This is a genomic window from Bacteroides mucinivorans, assembly GCF_034654355.2.
Lineage (GTDB): Bacteria > Bacteroidota > Bacteroidia > Bacteroidales > Bacteroidaceae > Bacteroides > Bacteroides nordii.
The window spans coordinates 3030826-3050823 of sequence record NZ_CP178179.1 but is presented as its reverse complement, the minus strand read 5'-3'; the positions used below and the strand labels follow the sequence as shown (position 1 = coordinate 3050823).

Annotated in this window: 13 protein-coding genes; 7 read left to right on the top strand and 6 right to left on the bottom strand. The window is 49.5% G+C overall.

Annotated features, from left to right (window positions below; all coding sequences use genetic code 11):
* Positions 1 to 25: 25 nt before the first annotated feature.
* Together VCM39_RS11525 and VCM39_RS11520 are read left to right on the top strand one after the other, a co-directional pair.
* The gene (locus tag VCM39_RS11525; protein WP_032588447.1) at positions 26 to 757 is read left to right on the top strand and encodes a DUF3800 domain-containing protein; all 732 of its coding nucleotides are present in this window, start codon (positions 26 to 28) and stop codon (positions 755 to 757) included.
* Entirely contained in the window at positions 741 to 1280 is a 540-nt protein-coding gene (locus VCM39_RS11520; protein WP_032588449.1) for a hypothetical protein, read from the top strand. Before VCM39_RS11525 ends, VCM39_RS11520 begins: the two co-directional genes overlap by 17 nt.
* 278 nt (positions 1281 to 1558) lie before the next feature.
* Here VCM39_RS11520 and VCM39_RS11515 read toward each other — a convergent pair whose 3' ends face one another.
* The 5 genes from VCM39_RS11515 to VCM39_RS11495 all read right to left on the bottom strand — a co-directional run bounded on the left by VCM39_RS11515 (position 1559) and on the right by VCM39_RS11495 (position 13560).
* A complete protein-coding gene (locus VCM39_RS11515) occupies positions 1559 to 7297 on the bottom strand; it encodes an N-6 DNA methylase (RefSeq protein ID WP_322932645.1) in 5739 nt (1912 codons plus the stop codon).
* Positions 7287 to 7754, bottom strand: coding sequence for a DUF1896 domain-containing protein (locus VCM39_RS11510; protein ID WP_014298776.1), 468 nt, complete (start codon positions 7752 to 7754; stop codon positions 7287 to 7289). Before VCM39_RS11510 ends, VCM39_RS11515 begins: the two co-directional genes overlap by 11 nt.
* A 38-nt stretch (positions 7755 to 7792) precedes the next feature.
* Positions 7793 to 9892, bottom strand: a complete 2100-nt coding sequence (locus VCM39_RS11505) for a type IA DNA topoisomerase (protein WP_122139712.1) — start codon at positions 9890 to 9892, stop codon at positions 7793 to 7795.
* Positions 9893 to 9918: 26 nt separating this feature from the next.
* Entirely contained in the window at positions 9919 to 11247 is a 1329-nt protein-coding gene (locus VCM39_RS11500) for a DUF3945 domain-containing protein (RefSeq protein ID WP_032846520.1), read from the bottom strand.
* 1149 nt (positions 11248 to 12396) lie between these two features.
* A complete protein-coding gene (locus VCM39_RS11495; RefSeq protein WP_196031160.1) occupies positions 12397 to 13560 on the bottom strand; it encodes a clostripain-related cysteine peptidase in 1164 nt (387 codons plus the stop codon).
* Positions 13561 to 13842: 282 nt separating this feature from the next.
* On the opposite strand from VCM39_RS11495, the gene VCM39_RS11490 reads away from it, so the two are divergent.
* Positions 13843 to 15045, top strand: a complete 1203-nt coding sequence (locus VCM39_RS11490) for a site-specific integrase (protein WP_005800235.1) — start codon at positions 13843 to 13845, stop codon at positions 15043 to 15045.
* 217 nt (positions 15046 to 15262) lie between these two features.
* Here the strand turns inward: VCM39_RS11490 and VCM39_RS11485 are convergent, their stop codons facing one another.
* Positions 15263 to 16141, bottom strand: a complete 879-nt coding sequence (locus VCM39_RS11485; protein WP_005800233.1) for an AraC family transcriptional regulator — start codon at positions 16139 to 16141, stop codon at positions 15263 to 15265.
* 223 nt (positions 16142 to 16364) lie between these two features.
* Between VCM39_RS11485 and VCM39_RS11480 the strand changes: the two genes are divergently transcribed.
* The 4 genes from VCM39_RS11480 to VCM39_RS11465 all read left to right on the top strand — a co-directional run bounded on the left by VCM39_RS11480 (position 16365) and on the right by VCM39_RS11465 (position 19997).
* Entirely contained in the window at positions 16365 to 17660 is a 1296-nt protein-coding gene (locus tag VCM39_RS11480; RefSeq protein ID WP_196031159.1) for a DUF3575 domain-containing protein, read from the top strand.
* Positions 17657 to 18640 carry a DUF5119 domain-containing protein gene (locus tag VCM39_RS11475; protein ID WP_196031158.1) on the top strand — a complete coding sequence of 328 codons (984 nt, stop codon included), beginning with the start codon at positions 17657 to 17659 and terminating at the stop codon, positions 18638 to 18640. The genes VCM39_RS11480 and VCM39_RS11475 overlap by 4 nt, the downstream gene beginning before the upstream one ends.
* Before the next feature lie 76 nt (positions 18641 to 18716).
* A complete protein-coding gene (locus VCM39_RS11470; protein ID WP_322932647.1) occupies positions 18717 to 19781 on the top strand; it encodes a fimbrillin family protein in 1065 nt (354 codons plus the stop codon).
* A 27-nt stretch (positions 19782 to 19808) separates the two neighbouring features.
* Positions 19809 to 19997: a hypothetical protein gene (locus VCM39_RS11465; RefSeq protein ID WP_032588460.1), complete on the top strand. Its 189-nt coding sequence runs from the start codon at positions 19809 to 19811 to the stop codon at positions 19995 to 19997.
* The last annotated feature ends 1 nt before the right edge of the window (position 19998 follow it).

Genomic DNA, 19998 nt, shown 5'->3' with positions numbered 1-19998 from the left:
GGAAGGAATAATATATAGCAACCTTATGAATAAAGAACAATTAACATTCTATATAGATGAAAGCTGTCATTTAGAACATGATCATTTTCCTGTCATGTGTATTGGTTATATAAAGGTGCCAAAGGAACAGACTGAAGAAATGAAACAATGCATAAAAGCGATTAAACGAAGGCATAATATTTTACATGAGATAAAATGGAATACAATCAGTAACACCCATATTGATATGTATAAAGAACTTATAGATTACTTTTTTGATTCAAACATGGAGTTCAGATGTATTCTTGTTAAGTACAAAGACCGTTTAGACAATTTGTCTTTCAATAACGGCGAGCATGATAATTTTTACTATAAAATGATTTATTACTTGCTTGTCAATCCATACACCAATCCTTCTGCAATGAATAATTACCGTGTGTTTTTAGATATAAAAGATACGAAAGGACGTGCAAAACTTAATAAAATCCAAGAGGTATTCTCTAATAAGTTTCATGGTAAATCGCCTTTTCTTTCTTTTCAGCATATACGTTCTCACGAATCACAATTTATACAGTTAGCGGATTTTTTCATAGGTGCAGTAACTTATAAAGCGAGAGGCCTTCACTTGAAGAAAGATGGCAGCCTGGCAAAAAAAGAACTGATCAACTATATTGAAATGAAATCTGGTTATGTTTTGGATGAAGGCACAGAACCGGGAGAAATCAAATTTAATATTTTTGATCACCAACCTCGTAAGCGCAATGACAGTGGCAGATGAATTAGGAGCTTTAAAACCGTATTTTGCAGACGGGGTTGCGGAAACGGAACAGGAAAAAATGGATGAACTTTATGCCATTTTTCATCGGGATTTTTTTGAGAATACCGTAATCATTGATGGTATTCCTTTAAAAGTGAAACCGTATTTGTATAAAAATAGCAAAAAAGACAATCTTCCCGTTGATTTTGAACGGTACTATGAGAAGTTTGTTCACGTGATTACTCGTACTATCAAAGGTGGAAGGTATAAAACTTCTGGGAAAATACGGGAGTTTCGTGAAGAAAGAGCCAATAGGGTACATTGGATAAGACCTATTTTAGAGAATAAAGAAGATAAGCGCATTACTTATTTTCAGTATATTGAAGATGACGGAACTCTTCGTGACTATTATTGGTACAGGGGCAAACAATATATTGTTATAGTTGAATACATACAACCGGATTACGCATTAATTACAGGATTCTGTGTTGATTGCGATAATCAACCTTATTATCAAAACAAATATATAAACAGGGAAAAATAAGGGCATAAAAAAACCGCATTTACGGTAATGCGGGCAACCAAGTCCTTCGTTCTTCGAGCGATGACACTGCAAATATAGATATTCCTTTTGTTCTAAACAAGGGTTTGAGTATATATAAGGAATAATATATGTTTTTTTAACTTCGTATAAGTTGAAATTTTACCGCCGTAAAGTTTACAACGGTAAAATTTTGGTTATATGTATAGTATAAACCCCACTTCGCTGCTTCGTTGGAAGCCGGCGGGGTGGGGTTGTTTTTATGGCTTCGGTTACAGGAACTATAACTTCAGCTTGGGTTTGGGCTTTTCGGGCTGGTCAGGATCGGGATCGTCTTTGTTGCCGAGTTTGGGGACACCTCCGATGACGAGCTTGCCGTCGAGTGTATCCATTGCCTCTTTGATGCTGATGCTTTGGGGCATTCCGCTTAGTTTGGGCGGAGTGCGCTGCCTGTCGGTAAGGAAGTCGGGCATCCGGTGGACATAAGGCTCGGCTGGGGGCGTGTCCTGTGTGGGGACACTGTTCGGTGAGGGACTGCCGGGCGGAGCATCGACGACGGGGATGCCGGCGACGGGGGCGTTATCCTGTCCGTCGGGTGTTACCGGTTGGGAGGGCACGACTTCGATCACTCCGTCGTTGTTCTTTTCCTGTGTATCCACTGATTTGAGGGAGAGCAGTATCTTACGGTCAAGGGCGGCAAGGTCGGCTTTGAGCTGCTTCAGCTCGTCCTCCTTTTTCCAGACTTCCTCGACGACCTGTTCCAGGACGGGGAGTTCCTTCTCAATGGCTTCGTTGTCCCTCGTGTATTTCTCTATCAGGCGGGGGATGCTGTCGAAGGCGTTGATGAAGTTCTGGCAGGCGGTTTTCGGATCGATCGCCAGACGCCCGTTGTTGTAGTTGTAGAGGAAGTTGCCTTCGCCACGCACGAAAAAACGGTTCTCGCAGAAGTCCAGACCGTCCTTGACGGTGGTATCGGTCTTGACAACGATGTCGAAACCATAGAGCGAGCCGATGACCTTCGGCTGGCCGTGCGTGCGTTCCCTGTCCTCTATCTCGTGGAGCTTGGCGGCAATCACTTTCGGATCATCGCTTGCCACGCCGTCAATTTTCAAGGGGTTGAGCCTGTTGCCCTCCTTGTCGTACTGCATACGGCTCTCGATGGCGGCCTTGTCCTTCCTGACGCGGGCGATAATGTCATCGTTGCTTGCCCGGTTCGCCAGGAAAGTTTCCAGTTTGATGCGTGATTCTCCCTTGCCACGCTGGAAGGCTTTGCGCTCGCCTTCCATGCCGGCAATCCGTTTCTCCAACCGTGCCTTGTCGAGCAGGTCGGTATTTCCGGAGAGCACCGCCACGTATTCGGAGAAGGGTATGCCTCCCTTCTCGTCCATGCCTCCCTCGTCGATGGTACGGCAGCCCATGTTGTTCTGTTTGAGCTGGGTGATGAAAAGCTGCTTGTTGTAGAGCAGGTTGAACTTGTAGCTGTCAAGCGACTTCTCCACGGCGTAGATTATTACGTCCACCTTGTTGTCCGCATAGAGCTTGGCCACTTCGTTTCCCTTGCGGATACCCCGACCGTTCCGCTGCTGCAAGTCCGAAGGCCGCCACGGTGCGTCGAGGTGATGGATGGCGACACACCGCTTCTGGGCGTTGACTCCCGTGCCCAGCATTTCAGTAGAGCCGAAGAGAACACGTATCTTTCCCTCGTTCATCGCCTCGATCATCGCCTTGCGTTTCTTCTCGGTCTTGGCTTCCTGAATGAAACGTATCTGGTCTTCGGGGATGCCGTGATCCTCCACCAACTTGCGCTTGATCTCGCTGTACGGATTCCACTGGTCGGGCTTGTAAGTTCCCAAGTCCGAAAAGACGAACTGCGTCCCTTTGTGCCCGGCGTATTTATTGTAATACTTCGCAATCATATCGGCGCAATGGGTGGCCTTGTTGTCCTTGTCGTCGCCATAGGACAGCGGATCGATGAGCCGCATGTCGAGCGACATCTTTCGGGCGTAGTCGGTGGCGATGAGCATCTTCGCCTTCTCCTCCCTCTCGTTCAGTGGCGGGCGGCCCAGTACGGTGGCATTGCCGGTCTTGGCGAACTCGATGAGCTTCTGTATGAACTCCCTCTGGTCGGGCGTCGGGGGGATGTTGTGCAGTATCTCGTTCTTCTCCGGCCGGTCGATGCCGATGTCGGCTGCGGTACGGAAGTCGGTAATTTCAGAATAGAACGAGGCAAGTTCCGGAACCTTGATAAAGTAACGGAAACGCTCTTTCTGCACCACCTCGTTGGTGACGGAGAACTCGTAATCGACGGACTTTCGGGCAAATACCGCCGCCCATGCATCAAAGGAGTTGATCCCCTGACGCTCCAACTCCTTGGGACGCAGGTACTTGAAGAGCAGGTACAGTTCGGTCAGCGAGTTGGAAATAGTGGTTCCCGACAGGAAGGTGGCTCCCAAATCCTTGCCGGTGCGCTGCTGGATAGTACGCAGGGCGAACAGCATGTTGAGCGCACGTTGGCTGCCCTCGCTGTTTCCCAGCCCCGCCACACGGTCGTGCCGGGTGGTGAACATCAGGTTCTTGAACCGGTGCGATTCATCGACAAAGAGGTGGTCGATGCCCATGCGCTTGAAGTCCGCCACGTCGTCCTTGCGGGTCTCGATCTCGTGGAGCAGCCCTTTCAGTCTGGCCTCAAGGTTCATCTTACGCTTCTCCATGCCCTTGATCTGTGCGTTGCTTACTTCCGCACCCTGCTGGTAGAGGACTTCGAGATTCTCTTCCACGCTGTCCAGCTCCTGCTGCAAGATGTCACGCTGGATTTCGGGGGACTGTGGTATCATGCCGAACTGCTCGTGCGAGAGGATGATGGCATCCCAGTCGTTGTTCTTCATCTGATGGAAGATCTCGACACGGCGTTCCGGCGTGAAGTCCTCCTTGCCGGGATAGAGGACTTTGGCGTTGGGGTAGGCGGTGGCGAAAGTCTGTGCGATCTCGTGAATATTCGCCTTCAGGCCGGTGATAAGGGGCTTGTTCGCCAGTCCCAGACGTTTCATCTCGTAGGCGGCACAGCACATGATGAGCGTCTTGCCGCCGCCCACCTCGTGATCGGCGATCCCCCCTCCGTTCTGCTTGAGCATCCAGATGCAGTCCTTCTGGCTGGGGTACAGGTCGGGAATGCCCAAGCCCTTGAGGTCGAGGCCGGGAAAGCTCTGGTGCGATCCGTCGTACTTGGGACGGACGAAGCAATTGAACTTGCGGTTGTACATGTCCGCCATTTTCCGCTTGAACTCCGGTGACTGCTCCATGAGCCAGTCGGAGAAGCCGTTACGGATCTCGTCAATCTTGCTGTTGGCGAGCAAGGTGACTTCGGGATCACGTATCTTCATCTCGTTGCCCGCTTTGTCCAAGACGGTTTTGGTGATGTTGGGCGTGGTGTTGTGGATGGCATGGCGCATAAGGGCGATGCCGTTGAAGATGCGGCTTTCCGAACGCACCGAATATTGGTTCATGATGCGTGGGGAGGTCATGTCGGCCCTGATGCTGTACTCGTCGCTGCTGGCGGTATAGCGGACGGACACATCTGTATCGAACAGCCATGAGGCATAGCGGCTGTAAACCGCCGCCGGTATCCAACGCTCGCCGAAATTAAAATCCAGATCCTCGAAAGGTATGGGCGTGGGAAGCGACTGCCGCAAGGCTTCGAGAGAAATACGGGTCTCGCCGTTGTCGGGATGCGACTGCAAATATTCTTCGATATGTTCGGCTTTGGCCATGACGTTGCCGGAAATGAAACGGTCGGCAATCTCGTAGTTCTTCGAGAGGGGATTGTAAAATATCCGCCCACGCAGTTCTTCCAACAGGGCGGACTGCGACTTGTCGGTCAGGGACTCCATGTACGACATGTTCACGTTGCCATACTTGTTGAGCGAGGCGGTGAGCGCCTCGTGCACGTCGTCGGTATGGGTGATCTCGTTGATGTTGTACGAAACGGGATGGTCGAAGATGTCGGCCTTGACCGCCCGGCCGTCGATGTAACGCTCCAGCGACAGTATCTCACGGTTGCCCGCATCCATGCGGAACAGGTCGATGTTCTTCTTGTCGTTCAGGTTGCCGAACTGACGGATGAAATCATCGTAAAGGGTGTTGAGCATGGTGCGCAACGCCGGATTTTCGGCATGGGTGGCGGCTTCGTTCTCGTACAGGTGATGGTAGGTGTCACGTATCTCGATGTATAGCGACGCACGGCGTCGCTGGCGTTCGGGCAGATCCAACGGGTTGAATACCGGTGCGGCCTCGCCGATGGCGGAAAGGTAGCCTATCTGCCCGTCGTCGTCCACAAGAGAGCCGTTACGGTGGTGCCCCTGTAGGTCGGCCGGATAAGGACGGGGCTTCATGCGCTCCTGACGTGCGGCCTCTTCCTCCTGCCGGCGGCGTTCCCGTTCCTGACGTTCCTGCTCCTGCCGCTCTTTCTCTTGGGGAGCCGGTTCGGTCGGGACGGTCTGCATGGCGGAATGTTGCTCCAACGGCGGCATATCGAAGAGGGACAATTGTCCGGAGTCCTCCTTTTTGCGCCTTGTTTTCCTTTTTCTGACCTGTGAACGCTCCTCTTGGGTGAAGCCGAAAAGGTCGTACAGGGACATGACCGGCTCCGGCGTGGTCTTTGCGGCGGTTGGCCGGGCTTCCGCTGACGGTTGCTCCGGCGTGAGAGTCCCACGCTCCACCTGTACCGTCTGTCGATCCACTGAAGTGGAATGTCCGTTCATGTTACCGGACCGGTTGATTTCCCGCACCTGTGCGATGCGTTGCGACATGGTTTCTGCCGGACGGCTCACCAGATTGCGGAACTCCTGCACGGGTGAATGGCGGAGATACAGGTCCAGGTCGAGCTGTTCCGAGAGGTTGCGGTCAAGGAAATACTTCATGTCGGCGGCGATGGCTTCCATACCCCCGTCATGCAGGTAGATGCGTGCCGGCTTTCCGTAGGGATCGGTACCGACATGGGCACGTGTATGCACAATGGCGGCGGTATGCTCGAAATACTCGTTCTGTGTTGTCCCGTCGGCCTGCGTGCCGACTTCGACGAAAGACCGTTCGAGCGGGGTGTATTCCCTTTGGGAAAGTGTGTCCTTCTGCAAGATGACCAGGTCGCTGCCCACCTCCGTACCGGCATAATCTGTAAAGAGGTTGTTGGGCAGGCGGACAGCCGATAACAGCCGGGATTGGTTCATCAGGTATTGCCTTACGGGATAGGCCATAGCGGAGTTCATCACCCCCTGCGAGGTGATGAAGGCAAGGATGCCTCCCTCACGGACGGCATCCAGCCCTTTGGCGAAGAAATAGTTGTGCAGGCTGTTCAGCGCAAAACGCCTGGCCGTGCCGTTGTCGAAGGACGGGTCGAAAACACGTATGTCGCCGAAGGGGATGTTGCTGCTCACCACGTCGAAATAGCCGTTGCGATGCGGGGGCAGTTCCTCGAAGCCCTTGATATTGACCTGTGCTTCGGGATGGAGCCGGGCGAGGATGCGGCCGGTAAGCAAATCCTTTTCATAGGCGACAATTTCGGGGCCGTTGCCGGCTGCGGAGTGGAATTGCGGTTGGAAGGCTGAAACAAAATTGCCGGTTCCCGATGAAGGATCGAGGAAACGGCCGGGCGACACTCCGTGTTCGCCCAAAGAAGAGGCAATGGCATTGACAATCGCCGGCGGTGTGTAGAAAGCGGTGAAGGTGGATGCCTTCACGCTTTCCACCAGTCGCTTGTATTCACGTTCGTCAGCGGCTCCGTCATGCAGGACGTTGTGAAGTTCCGTAACCAGGGGGAACAGTTCACGGTCGGCCTGTGTCCAGCGGAGTATGTCGGTGAGTTTCCCGAAAGGGGAAAGAACCGCCTTGATACCTCCGAACCCGGAGTAGGCGGCGAGTGTGCCCGCTTCCTCCGGTGTGGCGGTGCGTTGTTCCTTCTCCAAACGGAACATCAGCCGGATTGCCTCTATATTGTCCCTGAGATGTGCCTTTTTATTATAAGCCATTCTCTTCCAGCCAGATTACAACCGTACCTGTCAGCTCGTCATAGAGCTGCTCGAACTCCGGGCTGAACATGAAATCATCCGAGAGCGTATAGCCGGAGAAGGCCTTCCGGCATTCGGGAAGCAACTGCAAGGCCACGCTGCGTGCGCTGCCTTCGGGGACTTCGGCGGCGAACTCGTTCCAGAGGACGGTGACCAGCGTGTCCAAAGGTGAGAAATGCAACCCCTGAAAAAGCAGGGCGTTCGCCTGTTGCGCCGCATCGTCGTAGGTCAGGCCGGAACGGATGGCTGCGCTGAAGGCTTCGGCGGCCTGATCGCTGCGGATGGTGACGAAAGACCCGTCATCCGCCAAGTCCGGATGCGACTCACGCAGGAAGGACAACAGGGTAAGACGGTAGTAAGATAATTCATCCGGTTCTTCCGCTACGGATACCGGCACATTGGATTTATTCTGATTCATATAATTATCGGATTATTAAGTGATACAATTCGGACGGGTTATTTCTTCCTGCCGCTTTTCTTTTCCTGCGGTTTCCTGTCCGGGAAGGAGTAACTTATGGTAAAGTCAGGATTAAGCACCAGTGCGGCATCGAAGCTCTTGCCCTCACGGCTCTTGAAGCCTTTGACAAGAGGAGTGCGGCCTTTGGTCGCCAGCTCGATGATCTGTCCGTCGGTCAGTATCTTACCTCCCTTGTTACGGAACAGGGTGAAGCTGCAATCGACATCGGCGCATTTGGCAACCTTGTCGAAGAACAGGATGCGGCTCTTCCTGCACTTGGGACAAGTGCATTGCTCTCCTGAAGGAGCGACATCAAGGGTGGCGGCCAGCAGTTCGGTAACGATCTGTGCGGTATAGACCTCTATGTTCCGGCGGAAAGAGAAGGCATCGGCCTCTCCGGTTTCTATTTTGGCGAGGGTGTTCTCCCACGCCGCTGTCATTTCGACGTCGGCAATCTTTTTGTCCTTTACCGTATCGTAAACCGCCAGTCCTTTTTCGGTAGGCACAAGGTTCTTCTTGTCCCGGCGTATATAGTCACGGGCAAACAATGTTTCGATGACAGCTGCACGAGTGGCCGGAGTGCCGATACCGATCTCACGGATTCCGGCACGCAGTTGTTCGTCGCTGATCTCTTTGCCGCAATGCTCCATGGCGGAGAGCAGTGAACTCTCGGTATGCAGTGGTTTGGGCTTGGTCTGTTTCTCCACTGTTTCGGAGGCGAGCAGTGGCAGGGTTTCACCCGTTTGCAGTCCCGGCAACGTGGTTTCCTCCGCCTCCTCTTCCGGCTCGCCACACACGGCACGCCAACCGGCGGACTTGATGACCGCACTCTTGAGGGTGAATATCTCACCGCCTGCGGACAAGGCAACTTCGGTCATTTCCTTGACGCAACATGGCAAGAAGGCTTCGAGCAGGCGTGCGGCAACCATTTCATAGATAGCCTGCTCGTCCTGCGACAGACCTTCGGGCAGGTTCTCGGTGATGAGAAGCGCATGGTGGTCGGTGACTTTGGCATCATCTACCGGACGGCGGTTGAGCGGTGCGTCCGGCAAGACGGATGCGGTGGCGGTGAAACGTGGATATTGCCGCAGGAGCATTATGCGCGAGGGGATCTCGTCGAAAACATCCTCGGATATATAACGGCTGCCGGTACGTGGATAGCTTAGCACTTTCTTCTCGTACAGGCTTTGCGCAAGCGTGAGCGTCTTGTCTGCGGAGAAGTCCAGTTTGCTGTTGGCCTCTTTCTGCAAGGCGGTCAGGTCATAGAGCAGCGGCGGCTCTTGAACGGCCTCCCTGCGTTCTACGGAAGTGACGGCAAGCATACCGCCGTCCTTAATCTCACGAAGCCTGGCAGTGGCCGAATCAAGATCATCGAAGCGGTTCTGTGAGAGTGCGGAAAAGTCGATGCCGTTTTTAGAGACCGAAACCTTTATCCGGAAATATGTCCGGGACTCGAACTGCCTGTTCTCCCGGTAGCGTGAGCAGATCATCGCCAATGTGGGTGTCTGCACCCGTCCCAGGGAGAACACGCCCTGTCCGGCGGCAAGGCTGAGTGCCTGAGAACTGTTGATGCCCACGAGCCAGTCCGCCTCGCTGCGGGCTTTGGCGGAGAGGTAAAGGTTGTCGTAAAGACTTCCCTCCCTAAGATTTTGCAACCCCTCACGGATGGCCTTGTCGGTGAGCGAAGAGATCCACAGACGGGCAAAGGGCTTGGTACAACCGAGATAGTTGTACACGTAACGGAAAATCAACTCACCCTCACGACCAGCGTCGGTGGCGACGATGATGGATTCGCATCTGTCGAACAGCTCCCGGATCACTCCCAATTGCCTGACGACTCCGGGATCGTCCTTGTAAGCCTTACCCTCTCGCACCTGACGGGGAACAAGCCTGAACTCTTGTGGCAATATGGGCAGGTGTTCCCGACGGAAACCGGAGAGACCGTAACTTTCGGGCATGGCAAGACCGACCAGATGCCCGAATGCCCATGCCACGGCATATCCGTCCCCCATTAGATACCCCTCTTTCCGTTGGCGTGCGCCCACTACGGACGCTATGGCCTGCGCCACGCTGGGCTTTTCTGCAATGATAACTTTCATATATAATGTATTATTTATGTGAATGGTTAAATGGATACTCCTTTCTTATCGGTTTTCTGTACCGGGCGGTTCTGGCTGACGGTGTTTTCCGGCTTCGTGCTGTCCTGACGGACGGCCGCCTGTTGCGACTGTCCCTGCTTTTTGCTCTTGTCCGGGTTCCATTTGAAGAAATCGAACTTTGCCCGCTCGTGGTTGACACGGACGAAAGCACTGAACAAGTTTCCCTCGTTGTCGGTCATGTTCTTGATATGGACTGTCTTGCCGGCGGCTAACTTCTCCCGTACCTCGGGTGTCAGCCCGACGCCTTTGAGCACCTGTGGTATGACCAGTTCACGGCTTCGCATCTGTGTCTCTGATTGCGCCTGTTTGCGATTCAGTCCCCTGAAGTCATAAGTGAAGCCGCCCTTGCAGACGTTATACTGGAGGCGTGCGTCGTAATATCCCTGTTTCTTTTCGGACCACATGTTCTCAACCAGCACGGACTCGCCCCGTGCCAGCCTTGTGGTCTGGTCGTCGGAGAGTCGTACCCGGTTCACTTCCTGCGGTATGGTGATTTCACTGACCGGAACATGGTGCAGGCGGTTGGTTTTGGGATTGAGCGAGAGCAGACACGATTCACGCACTCCTCTGGCAAGTTCCAGCTCAACGACACAACCGGCATTGTTGCTCCTGGAAAGATTCTCTTTCACTTCGGGAGAAAGCTCCGTACCCATGTACGGCCGGTCCAGTTCGGGATACCGCTTGCAGCATTCCACGTTCAGGACCGGTTTGCCGCCGGCTGATTCCACCAGACGAATGCAGGCCGGCGTTTCAAAGTCGATACCCTCGAAGGAGATCCTGATGTCGAGGACTGCGGACTCGTGGCCGTTCAGCAGGCGTTGTATGCCCGTTTCGCCCAACGATTCGGGAGTTACGCCCATGCGTGCGAGCTGCTGCCAATCCACCTCGTCCACTCCCCAACGGGTGGTCTGTTGCGGAGTGTCGCCTGTGATGCTCTGCTCCTGTGCCGGTTGCCGGATGTCAATGGCGTAACTGGAAAGAAGCTGTTCGTTCTCTTTGGGAAACTTGAATATTTCCACCAGCTCTTTGGCTGCGGATAACATTTCCACCGGCAGGTGGTAGAAGCGGAAGTCCGACGGTCGATCATACTGGCGGTTCATGTTGGAGAAAAACGTCCCGATCACGGACTCGTTGCGGTCGATGTGCAGAAAAGTCTCGGAGGGCTTTGCCTGTGCCAGCGGTTTGGTGCGGAGTGAACCGTCAGGCTCAATACCCTGAACGATGTGCGGCGTGTTACCGTCGGAGGCGTTGGTGACTACCAATGCCTCGTTCTTGAAATCTTTGAGATTGTCCATAAATCAATCGGATTAAATTGTGAAACAATAAAGTTAATTGCGGTACGAAGGTAGGCTTAAGTGGTTGTAGGACGAGAGGGAACGTGACGATCGGGTACAAGTGGCTACCGGTTGGCATGAAATGTCTCCTGTTTCCTATTCTGTGTGATTCGTTTTATACATCGCAGGCAACATCAAGACGTTGCGGAAGAATCATTCATCGGATATTTTAGATGATCCGAACGGCGGGCCGGAAAAGAACGGTCCCGTTTTTGAGTACATGACAGAGAATACGGTGGGGTAGGAGGATTATCAAGAAAAGTATCCCATGGGTATCGGCCAGTTTTTTTTGATATTGTGACTTTTCCGGGAGTCATGAAATGTTTTCCTTCGAGATAAAACTAAGAATAGTTAATAGAATAAATGCTTAAACAACAGCAAATATATCCTTGCCTTATTTATCAGGGTAGTACCATACTGTAATTTTGGGGATGGCTATTGTTGCTTTGTCTGTATTTAATTATTGACCAATGGGAGATTCTCACAGCTTTTCTGCCTTTTTATTTATACAACTTTTTATTTCAAACAGTGATTGATTTATTCAACTATTTGAATATTTGTTGTTTTAGTATCGGATTATAGAAAAAAGTAATGTTTTAGCGACCGTCCTATTTTTATCATTTTGTGTTGCATTACTATTGGAAAACTTTTTCACAGGCAAAAATACCAGCTTTTCTGAAAATATGAAATTTTGAAACGTTTTTCTTTCGGAAGCATATCAATATTGATTGATCAATCAATTGGACGTTTAGACGGCAAATAGAGTGTTTAGGAAGATATTGGCGGGTAGTGTGCCTCTGCATTCGAAATAAATTTTGTATCTGACACATGGGGAAGATTCTTCAAAGCCGAATCTCGTATTTTTCTATTTTCCTCCATAGAGCTAACTCCACATGCCAATTTGTAAGGGAAGGTTTCATCCTCCGGGGCACAAAGATCCTCTATTCGGTTTGCTCGTACTGTATTTTTGATCTTTGTGCCCCAGACAAATAGTTTATGATTTGTTGGCTGGTTTTCGGTAAATAAGAAAAAATGTTATTTTTTTTGGTGGATTATCCACTTTGTCATTTTATCACTATATATGTAGTTGACGAGATGCCGGGAATAATTTTAATGAGTATCCTGATACCATAGCGTTTGATTATAATCATTTGCTTTAACATTATGGCTTGGTTCAGATGTTGTTATTCCAGAATATGAATTTATTGGCACTGCACCACGGCTTGCTGAGTAATATTTTTCTGTGTGTGTTTTGTAAGGAACTACTTTGTTTAAAGTTTCAGAAAATTGTAACAGCAGAGTGCTGTCGTTTTTACATAATACTTTTACATAATCCCCGTAATCGTAAAAAATAACAGGACTGTATCCATCCATAGGCTGTACAAAACCTTCTTGGGTATTATCAAATATGTATTGTTGGTTTATTCGTTTCATCAGTGCCGCCAAATTATCTAATTCGCTACAGTTTGTTACGGCTAAAGTTCCATAAGGATATTGATAGGTGGAATAAAATTGATGGAAAGCATCACATGCCGCCTTATAATTTGGTTCTCTTGATAAAAGATGTTTTCCCATTGTGGAATAAGGCATGCCGAATGCCATTATTTCCGTGGGGCAAGCTATTATGTAATCTGTTATATGACGTAGCTCGTACGCAGTCTCTAAGGAGGACATATAGCAATCGTCGAATAAGATATATTCCATAGATAATCCACTATTTTTTATACTGTTGGAAAGGGTTTTTATATCTGTTTGGTATTCGGCGGATAGCCCGCCAAAGAAACGTGTTTGAGGTACATTCTTGTATTCCCAGTGATGCCTGAAATCCTGCAACATTCTTGACTTGCTGCCATTAACAAGCAGCCATCCCATACCATGGCAACCTATAATCATGGAATAGGACTTTGCCGGGGCAAATGTCTTCATATCATTGAGAATATCTGTTAATACAGGTTCTATGGTAAATTGGGGATTTTCGTATTCTTTCAAAATGGAATGGATACAATTTCCATTTTTCAGAATAATTTCAAACATTTGGGCTTTGATGGAACTTGTAGAAAGAAAAACAATCACTCTTTCATTCTTCAAGCTTGTTTCTTTTATGGCATATTCCATATCAGAAATATTGTTATAGAAATAGTCTATTAAATCCTCGGACCATGGGAAATACATAAAGGTGGTTCTTTGATTAATTTCCGGTTCAAATTCTTCTTTTTCGCAGGAGAATAAGACGAATAAAAAAGATAAGAGTGTTATTAGATTCTTGATTCCCATATAACTTTTATTTATAATTTTATACTCACTTTTATTCTGCCAAAAATCTTTTATGACTGCAAATTTAGAAATTTAAGTCGAAAACAGTAATAGCTTGTTTCAAATTGTTGCAATTCTACCTGGAAACATATTTTAATACAGTTAACATTGTTGATAAAATATCAACTTACCCAATTCGATTCATATGGTGTTTTGTTTGCTGTTTTGCTTCTTTCATGCGATTTTTGCATTTTTTTATGCAAACAGTTAATTCATATAATCATTTGTAATGTATTTATAGTTATGGCAACAGTAAAAACGGTATTAGTAAAGGGGCGGTGTAATAGTCGCGGGGCCTATCCATTGGCTGTGCAGGTCCTTCATAAACGGAAAAAGAAAGTTTTTTATACAGGATACAGCATTACCCCCTGTGAGTTTGATTCTTTTAGCGGACGAGTACTCTTTAATGGTGCATATACCATGGAAACTGTCCGACGCATGAACCGTACATGCCGGAAAATTTGTAAAATCTTGGATAAAGCCATAGGCATATTGGAAAGGGAGGGTAATGAATATACGACATGTGATATAGCCAGAGTCTATGAAACCCTGACTGGTAAAGTGGGTTTTTACAGCTATTTCCGTGAGAGAATCCGTGTGCTTTTCGACACCGGGCATGAAGGGACGGCAAAAGCGTATGAGGCGACCCTGCATTCCATGCAAAAACATTTGTGTAAGACTGATTTTCCATTTGCACATCTTTCTTCCCGCCTTGTCATTAAGTATCGTGACACTCTCCTGGAGGCCGGTGTGGGCAAGAATACGATAGGGTTTTATTTACATAATATGAAAGCGGTATACAGGCGTGGATGTCTTGAATTGAATCTGGTATTTCCTTCACCTTTTTGCAATATCAGAATCCGGTCTGAAAAGACCGTCAAACAAAGTCTTCCTATGAATCAGGTGAAGTCTCTTGCCAACCTGTCACTTTCAGTCGGAACACCGGAATGCTTGGCCAGAGATGTTTTTATGTTCAGTATCTATACTCGCGGAATGTCATTCGTAGATATTGCTTTTCTAAAAAAGAGCGATATTTTTCCCGGGGTAATCCGCTATAGAAGGCAGAAGACCGGCCAGTTGCTTGAAATAGGTATTAACCGGCAGATACAGAGTTTGCTGGAAAGGTATGGAGATACTTCGGGTGACTATCTTTTCCCTCTGGTTGATGAATCTGAAACTCCTTATTCGGGGTATAAAAAAGCTTATAACAAGATAAGGTATGCACTGAAAAAGATTTCCCAAAGAATCGATATAAATATTCCTTTGCGTCTGCATGCTGCCCGTCACTGCTGGGCAACAATGGCCCGTGAAAACGGTACCCCGCTTCATACCATCAGTGAATGTTTGGGGCATTCTTCGGAGAAAGTGACCAGAATTTATCTGAAGGAACTTGACCGGTCGGTACTGGACGAAGTGAATAATCACATAGCAGATAATATATGTTAATTTTATAGTTATGGTGTCCTATTTAATTGGGGATATGATATATTTGCAAGCATGCTCTTGTATTCTCCATGACAGAGAGTGGAAAGCCTATTAATAGGCTGTTTTTATTTGCAAAAAATAATATTATGACAACATTGAAATTTCGGTCGCAAAGTTAGACAGATGTCAATTAACTATAATTATCATAACAAGTCTTTTTTTTATCTTTTTCACTCAATTACATTCTTCCGGATAGCCTCTCTGGAGTTTTATCACTATTTTTCAGTAGTTTTCTCCATTCTCCGGGAGTATATCCGAAGTTCCTTTTACAGTATCTACAAAATTGGGCATGTGAAGAAAAATGTAATTCATCAGCTATATTCCCTATCGGTATATCCTCATCAGCTAATTTATATTTAATAATAGTGTTTATTTGTTTCTGCAACCACTCACTCGCAGGCTCTCTGAACTCTTTTAAAAATTTCCTGTTAAAAGTAGAAAGAGAACTTCCGCATAGGCGGGCAAGTTCCTTTACTGTCCTGGCATTTCTGTAATTATCAAGCACCTTCTTTTTGAATTCATGCTCATTCCCCAATATAGGACGGAAAAAGGAAACTTGTTCCGTTTTAGTATAATAAAACTGTATGTTCCAGAACAGCTCTTTCAGCTTTGTTTCATGAAAATGAACGCAATTGGCTCCATCCTTCAGATAGCCTATTAAAAGCTTGAGAAACATTTGTAATCTGGTTCTAATTTCAAGTGGATATATTGCTTTTTCACCCGGGAAACTCAGACTGTTAAGCTGTGAGAATAATATCTTTTCACAACTTTGGACGATGTTGTCAAATTGTGCAATGACAACAGTCGCTTTTCCCCGTGAGAATATCCTGCATATGCTTCCCCTGCTGAAACAAATCATATTACCGGCCAAAATCTTTGTTTTTTCTCCGTTGCAGGATACCTCCAGTTCTCCTTCCGTTACAAACCAAATACAATCAGTCTCATTGGGATCTTCATCCATTTCTATTTTACAAAATTTGTAATATGAAAATCCTTCCCGGATGCATTTTGGATAATTGTAACAGGGGGTATCCCCTTTCAAATATAATATTCGCATTGTTTCTGCCATTTAGTAAAAAATATAAGGTTATGTTATTGCTTATCTGCGTATTTATCTTTTATATATGTTCTATATCCAATCTTTTTTTCATCTTATTTCATACAAAGTCCCCTTTTTGAGCTCTATTTACGCTATTTTATTCTTTTTTCCACTCTCTGTCATGGAGAGTGGAAACTATTGCTTGGCTTTTAAGTAGATAATTTATTAGTCTTTTTTGCAGATGGATTTAAAAAGAGTTTTTGTTTTGACCCTGTTCCTCGGTATTTTCTGTCCGGCCTTTTGCTGCGGTGATACCCTGCATTGCCGGCTCTACTTTCCCGTGGGCAGTTCCACACCGGATCTTTCCTACCGGGACAACGGTGTCCGCCTGGACTCGCTTCTCTCGGGCATCCGTTCCCGGCAGGCCCATTCCGTGCTGCGCCGTATCAGTATGCGCTCGGGATCGTCGCCCGAGGGAAATTCCGCCTCAAACAGGCGCCTGTCCGATGAACGGCTCGCGTCCTTGCGGGGCCTTATCCTGGAACGCCTTCCCGTCCCCGATTCGGTATTCGCATGCACCTCTTCGGGGAATGACTGGGAGGGGCTTGCCTCACTTGTCAAGGCTTCCGACATGCCCTACCGCGAGGAGGCCCTCCGTATCCTTCGTGATACTCCCGAGTGGGTGACCCGTAACGGAGTCGTCGTCGATTCCCGCAAGCGGCAGCTAATGAATCTGCGCGGTGGCCGCGTATGGCATTATATGGCAGAACATTTCTTTCCGGAACTGCGTAATTGTTCCGTAATCGAATGCGAGTTCGAACCGGTCTCCAAAGGGATGGAAGGGGACACTGTCGTTCTGCCCCGACAGGCGGAACCAAGGGATACCGTCGTCGTCCGTGATACCATTGAAAGGACCGTCGTCATCCGCGACACGGTACAGGCAGCCGTTCCCGTTGCCGATGTTCCCAAAGCTTTCTACATGGGACTCAAGACAAACCTGCTCTACGATGCCCTTCTCGTCCCGAATATCGGCGTGGAGCTCTACCTGGGCAAGGGCTGGACGGTCGGCGGCAACTGGATGTACGCCTGGTGGAACAGCAATAAGCGCCATAATTACTGGCGCCTGTACGGCGGGGAGCTGGACGTACGCAAATACTTCGGTCGCCGCGCGGCGGAAAAACCGCTTACAGGACACCATCTGGGCTTTTACGGGCAGTTGTTCACGTACGATTTCGAGACAGGAGGAAAAGGCTACATGGGCGGCAAGCCGGGTGGTTCCCTCTGGGAAAAATGCAATTACGCCGTGGGTGTGGAGTACGGTTACTCGTTGCCCGTGGGCCGTCGCCTGAACCTGGATTTCGTCATCGGCGCGGGCTACTGGGGCGGCGAATACCATACATACGTTCCCGATGGCGGCCGGTATGTCTGGAGAGAGACCAGGCGGCGTCATTGGTTCGGGCCCACGAAAGCGGAGGTTTCGCTCGTGTGGCTTCTGGGACGTGGTAATTATAATGACAAGAAAGGAGGCGGACAATGAAAAGGATGTTGGAACGTATGAACCATGTATTGCTGGCCATCGCTGTTCTGGCGGTCTTGTCATTGACCTCCTGCGAGCACAAGGATCTGTGCCATGACAGCTTGCATGTGGTCAACGTGAAGGTTGTCTTCGACTGGCGGAAGGCTCCGGATGCCGCCCCCGCGTCCATGTCGCTCTACCTGTTCCCGACCCATGGCGGGGAGGCATTGCGTTACGAGTTCACGGACCGTAACGGCGGTATCATCCGCGTTCCTGTCGGGCATTACGATGCATTTTGCCTGAACAGCGACACGGAGAACGTCACCTATCGCAATACCGGATCGAAAACGACTTTCGAGGTCACCACCCGCACGGCCGATCTGTTATCGGGCCTTTCCGCACTGGGTGTGCGGTCCGCCGGTGTACCCCGTGCCAGAGGTACGGAGGATGAGCGTATCGTGCTGCCTCCCGACATGCTGTGGAGTGACCATGCGGAGGGTATCGGATTGAATCAGGAAACAGCCGCGCCGACGATCACGCTTTACCCGGCAGTGTCAGTCTGCCGCTACACGGTCGAGATCCGTAATGCCAAAAACCTGAAATACGTCTCCGGGGTCGGCAGCTCGATCTCGGGCCTGGCGGGAGGTCTGTTGCCCGGTGCGGGAGCCGATGCCCTTACGGGAGAGCGTGTGACAATCCCCTTCGATGCCGTTACCGGCAAGGATAAGGACGGGGAGAAAACCGTCATCACGGGCGGTCTGCTCACCTTCGGCCATAAGACGGGAAACAACCATACGCTGACTGTCTATGCCGTTCTGGCCGATGGAAGCAAGTGGTATTACACCTATGACGTGACGGATCAAATCCACTCGGCTCCGGACCCGCGCAACGTGCATATCGTCCTGGACGGGCTTCCCCTGCCCAAACCGATCGTCAACGGCGGCGGTTTCCAGCCCGAGGTCGAGGACTGGCAGACCGTGCCGATAGATATAGAGATGTAGTCTTTCCCTTCGTCCTTCAAGCAAAGACGAGAGAGTATATAGTTCATTCATTTATTAATTTTTAAATTTTATTTTTATGAAAAAGAAATTTTTATTCATTGCCGTGGCGGCTCTCGTCATGGCAGCCTGTTCGAAAGACGAACAGACAGCTGTCAACCGTGGTGCTGCAATCGATTTCCGTGGCGCAATGGCAACCCGCGCCACAGAAACGGTAACGGCTAACCTCAATGACATTTTCGTGACGGCTCTTGACAAGAACAATGCCAATTTCTTTACTAATGAACAGTTCACTAAAGACGTGGATAACTTCTTTAAATCCTCCCCCAACTCCTATTATTGGCCGAACGACGACAGCGAACTCAAATTCTTCGCCTACGCGCCTTCGAGCGGTGATCTGGGCGGTACCGTGACAATCACCAATGCAACCAAGACGCTCGCCGATTTTTCTCCTAAAACGACTATCGCCGACCAGAAGGACTTTGTGTCCTGCAAAGCTACCGGTAAAAAGTCGGTCAACGAGTCAGCCGGTGTTGCCTTGACTTTCAAACATCAACTTTCCCAGATCGAGATCAAGGCCAAGAACGACCAGGATGCTTACCGTTACAAGGTGGTGGCCGTGCGCATCGGACAGCCGGTATCGAAGGGGACATTCGATTTCGGTACTGAAAACTGGAACTTGGAAATGGATAAGGTCAACTATACAGTGCCTGATTTCGGTGAAATAACGCTGAACGGAACGCCCGAATCGCTTATGGGAACGGGAGGCAGCGCCATGCTGATCCCGCAGCAGCTTACAGCATGGGATGCTGCCGGGGATAAGCCCAATGCGAACAAGGGTGCTTACCTGGCCGTAAAACTCCAGATAACCACCAAAGCCGGCGCCCGTGTCTATCCGGCTGAAGTTGTCGGTGACTACGACTGGGCTGCCGTGCCTGTCAACACGAATTGGGAGGCCGGCAAGAAATACGTTTACACACTCGATTTCACAAGCGGTGCCGGCAAGGTTGATCCCGAAAAACCGAATCCTTCTGACCCGACCGATCCGTTCAAGCCTGGCGATGACATCCTGGGAAATAACGCCATCAAGTTTACGGTTCAGGTAACAGAGTGGGTAGAAGAAACGAAGGATGTTGACATGTAAAGAATCGGACGGCCGCATGGCGGCCGGATGAAACAGGCCGGGCGGGGTTGGACCGGTATCCGATACCTTCATCGGCATCACGGTGTCTTTGCCTTGAAGATTCGTCGGGGAGCCGAAACCGGGGTGAAAGCCGGTTTCCGGCTCTGTCCCTTCCCGGTCACAAACAAGCGTGCAAGGGCCTCCCGTGCACGTGAAAAACAAGAAACGATGATATAAA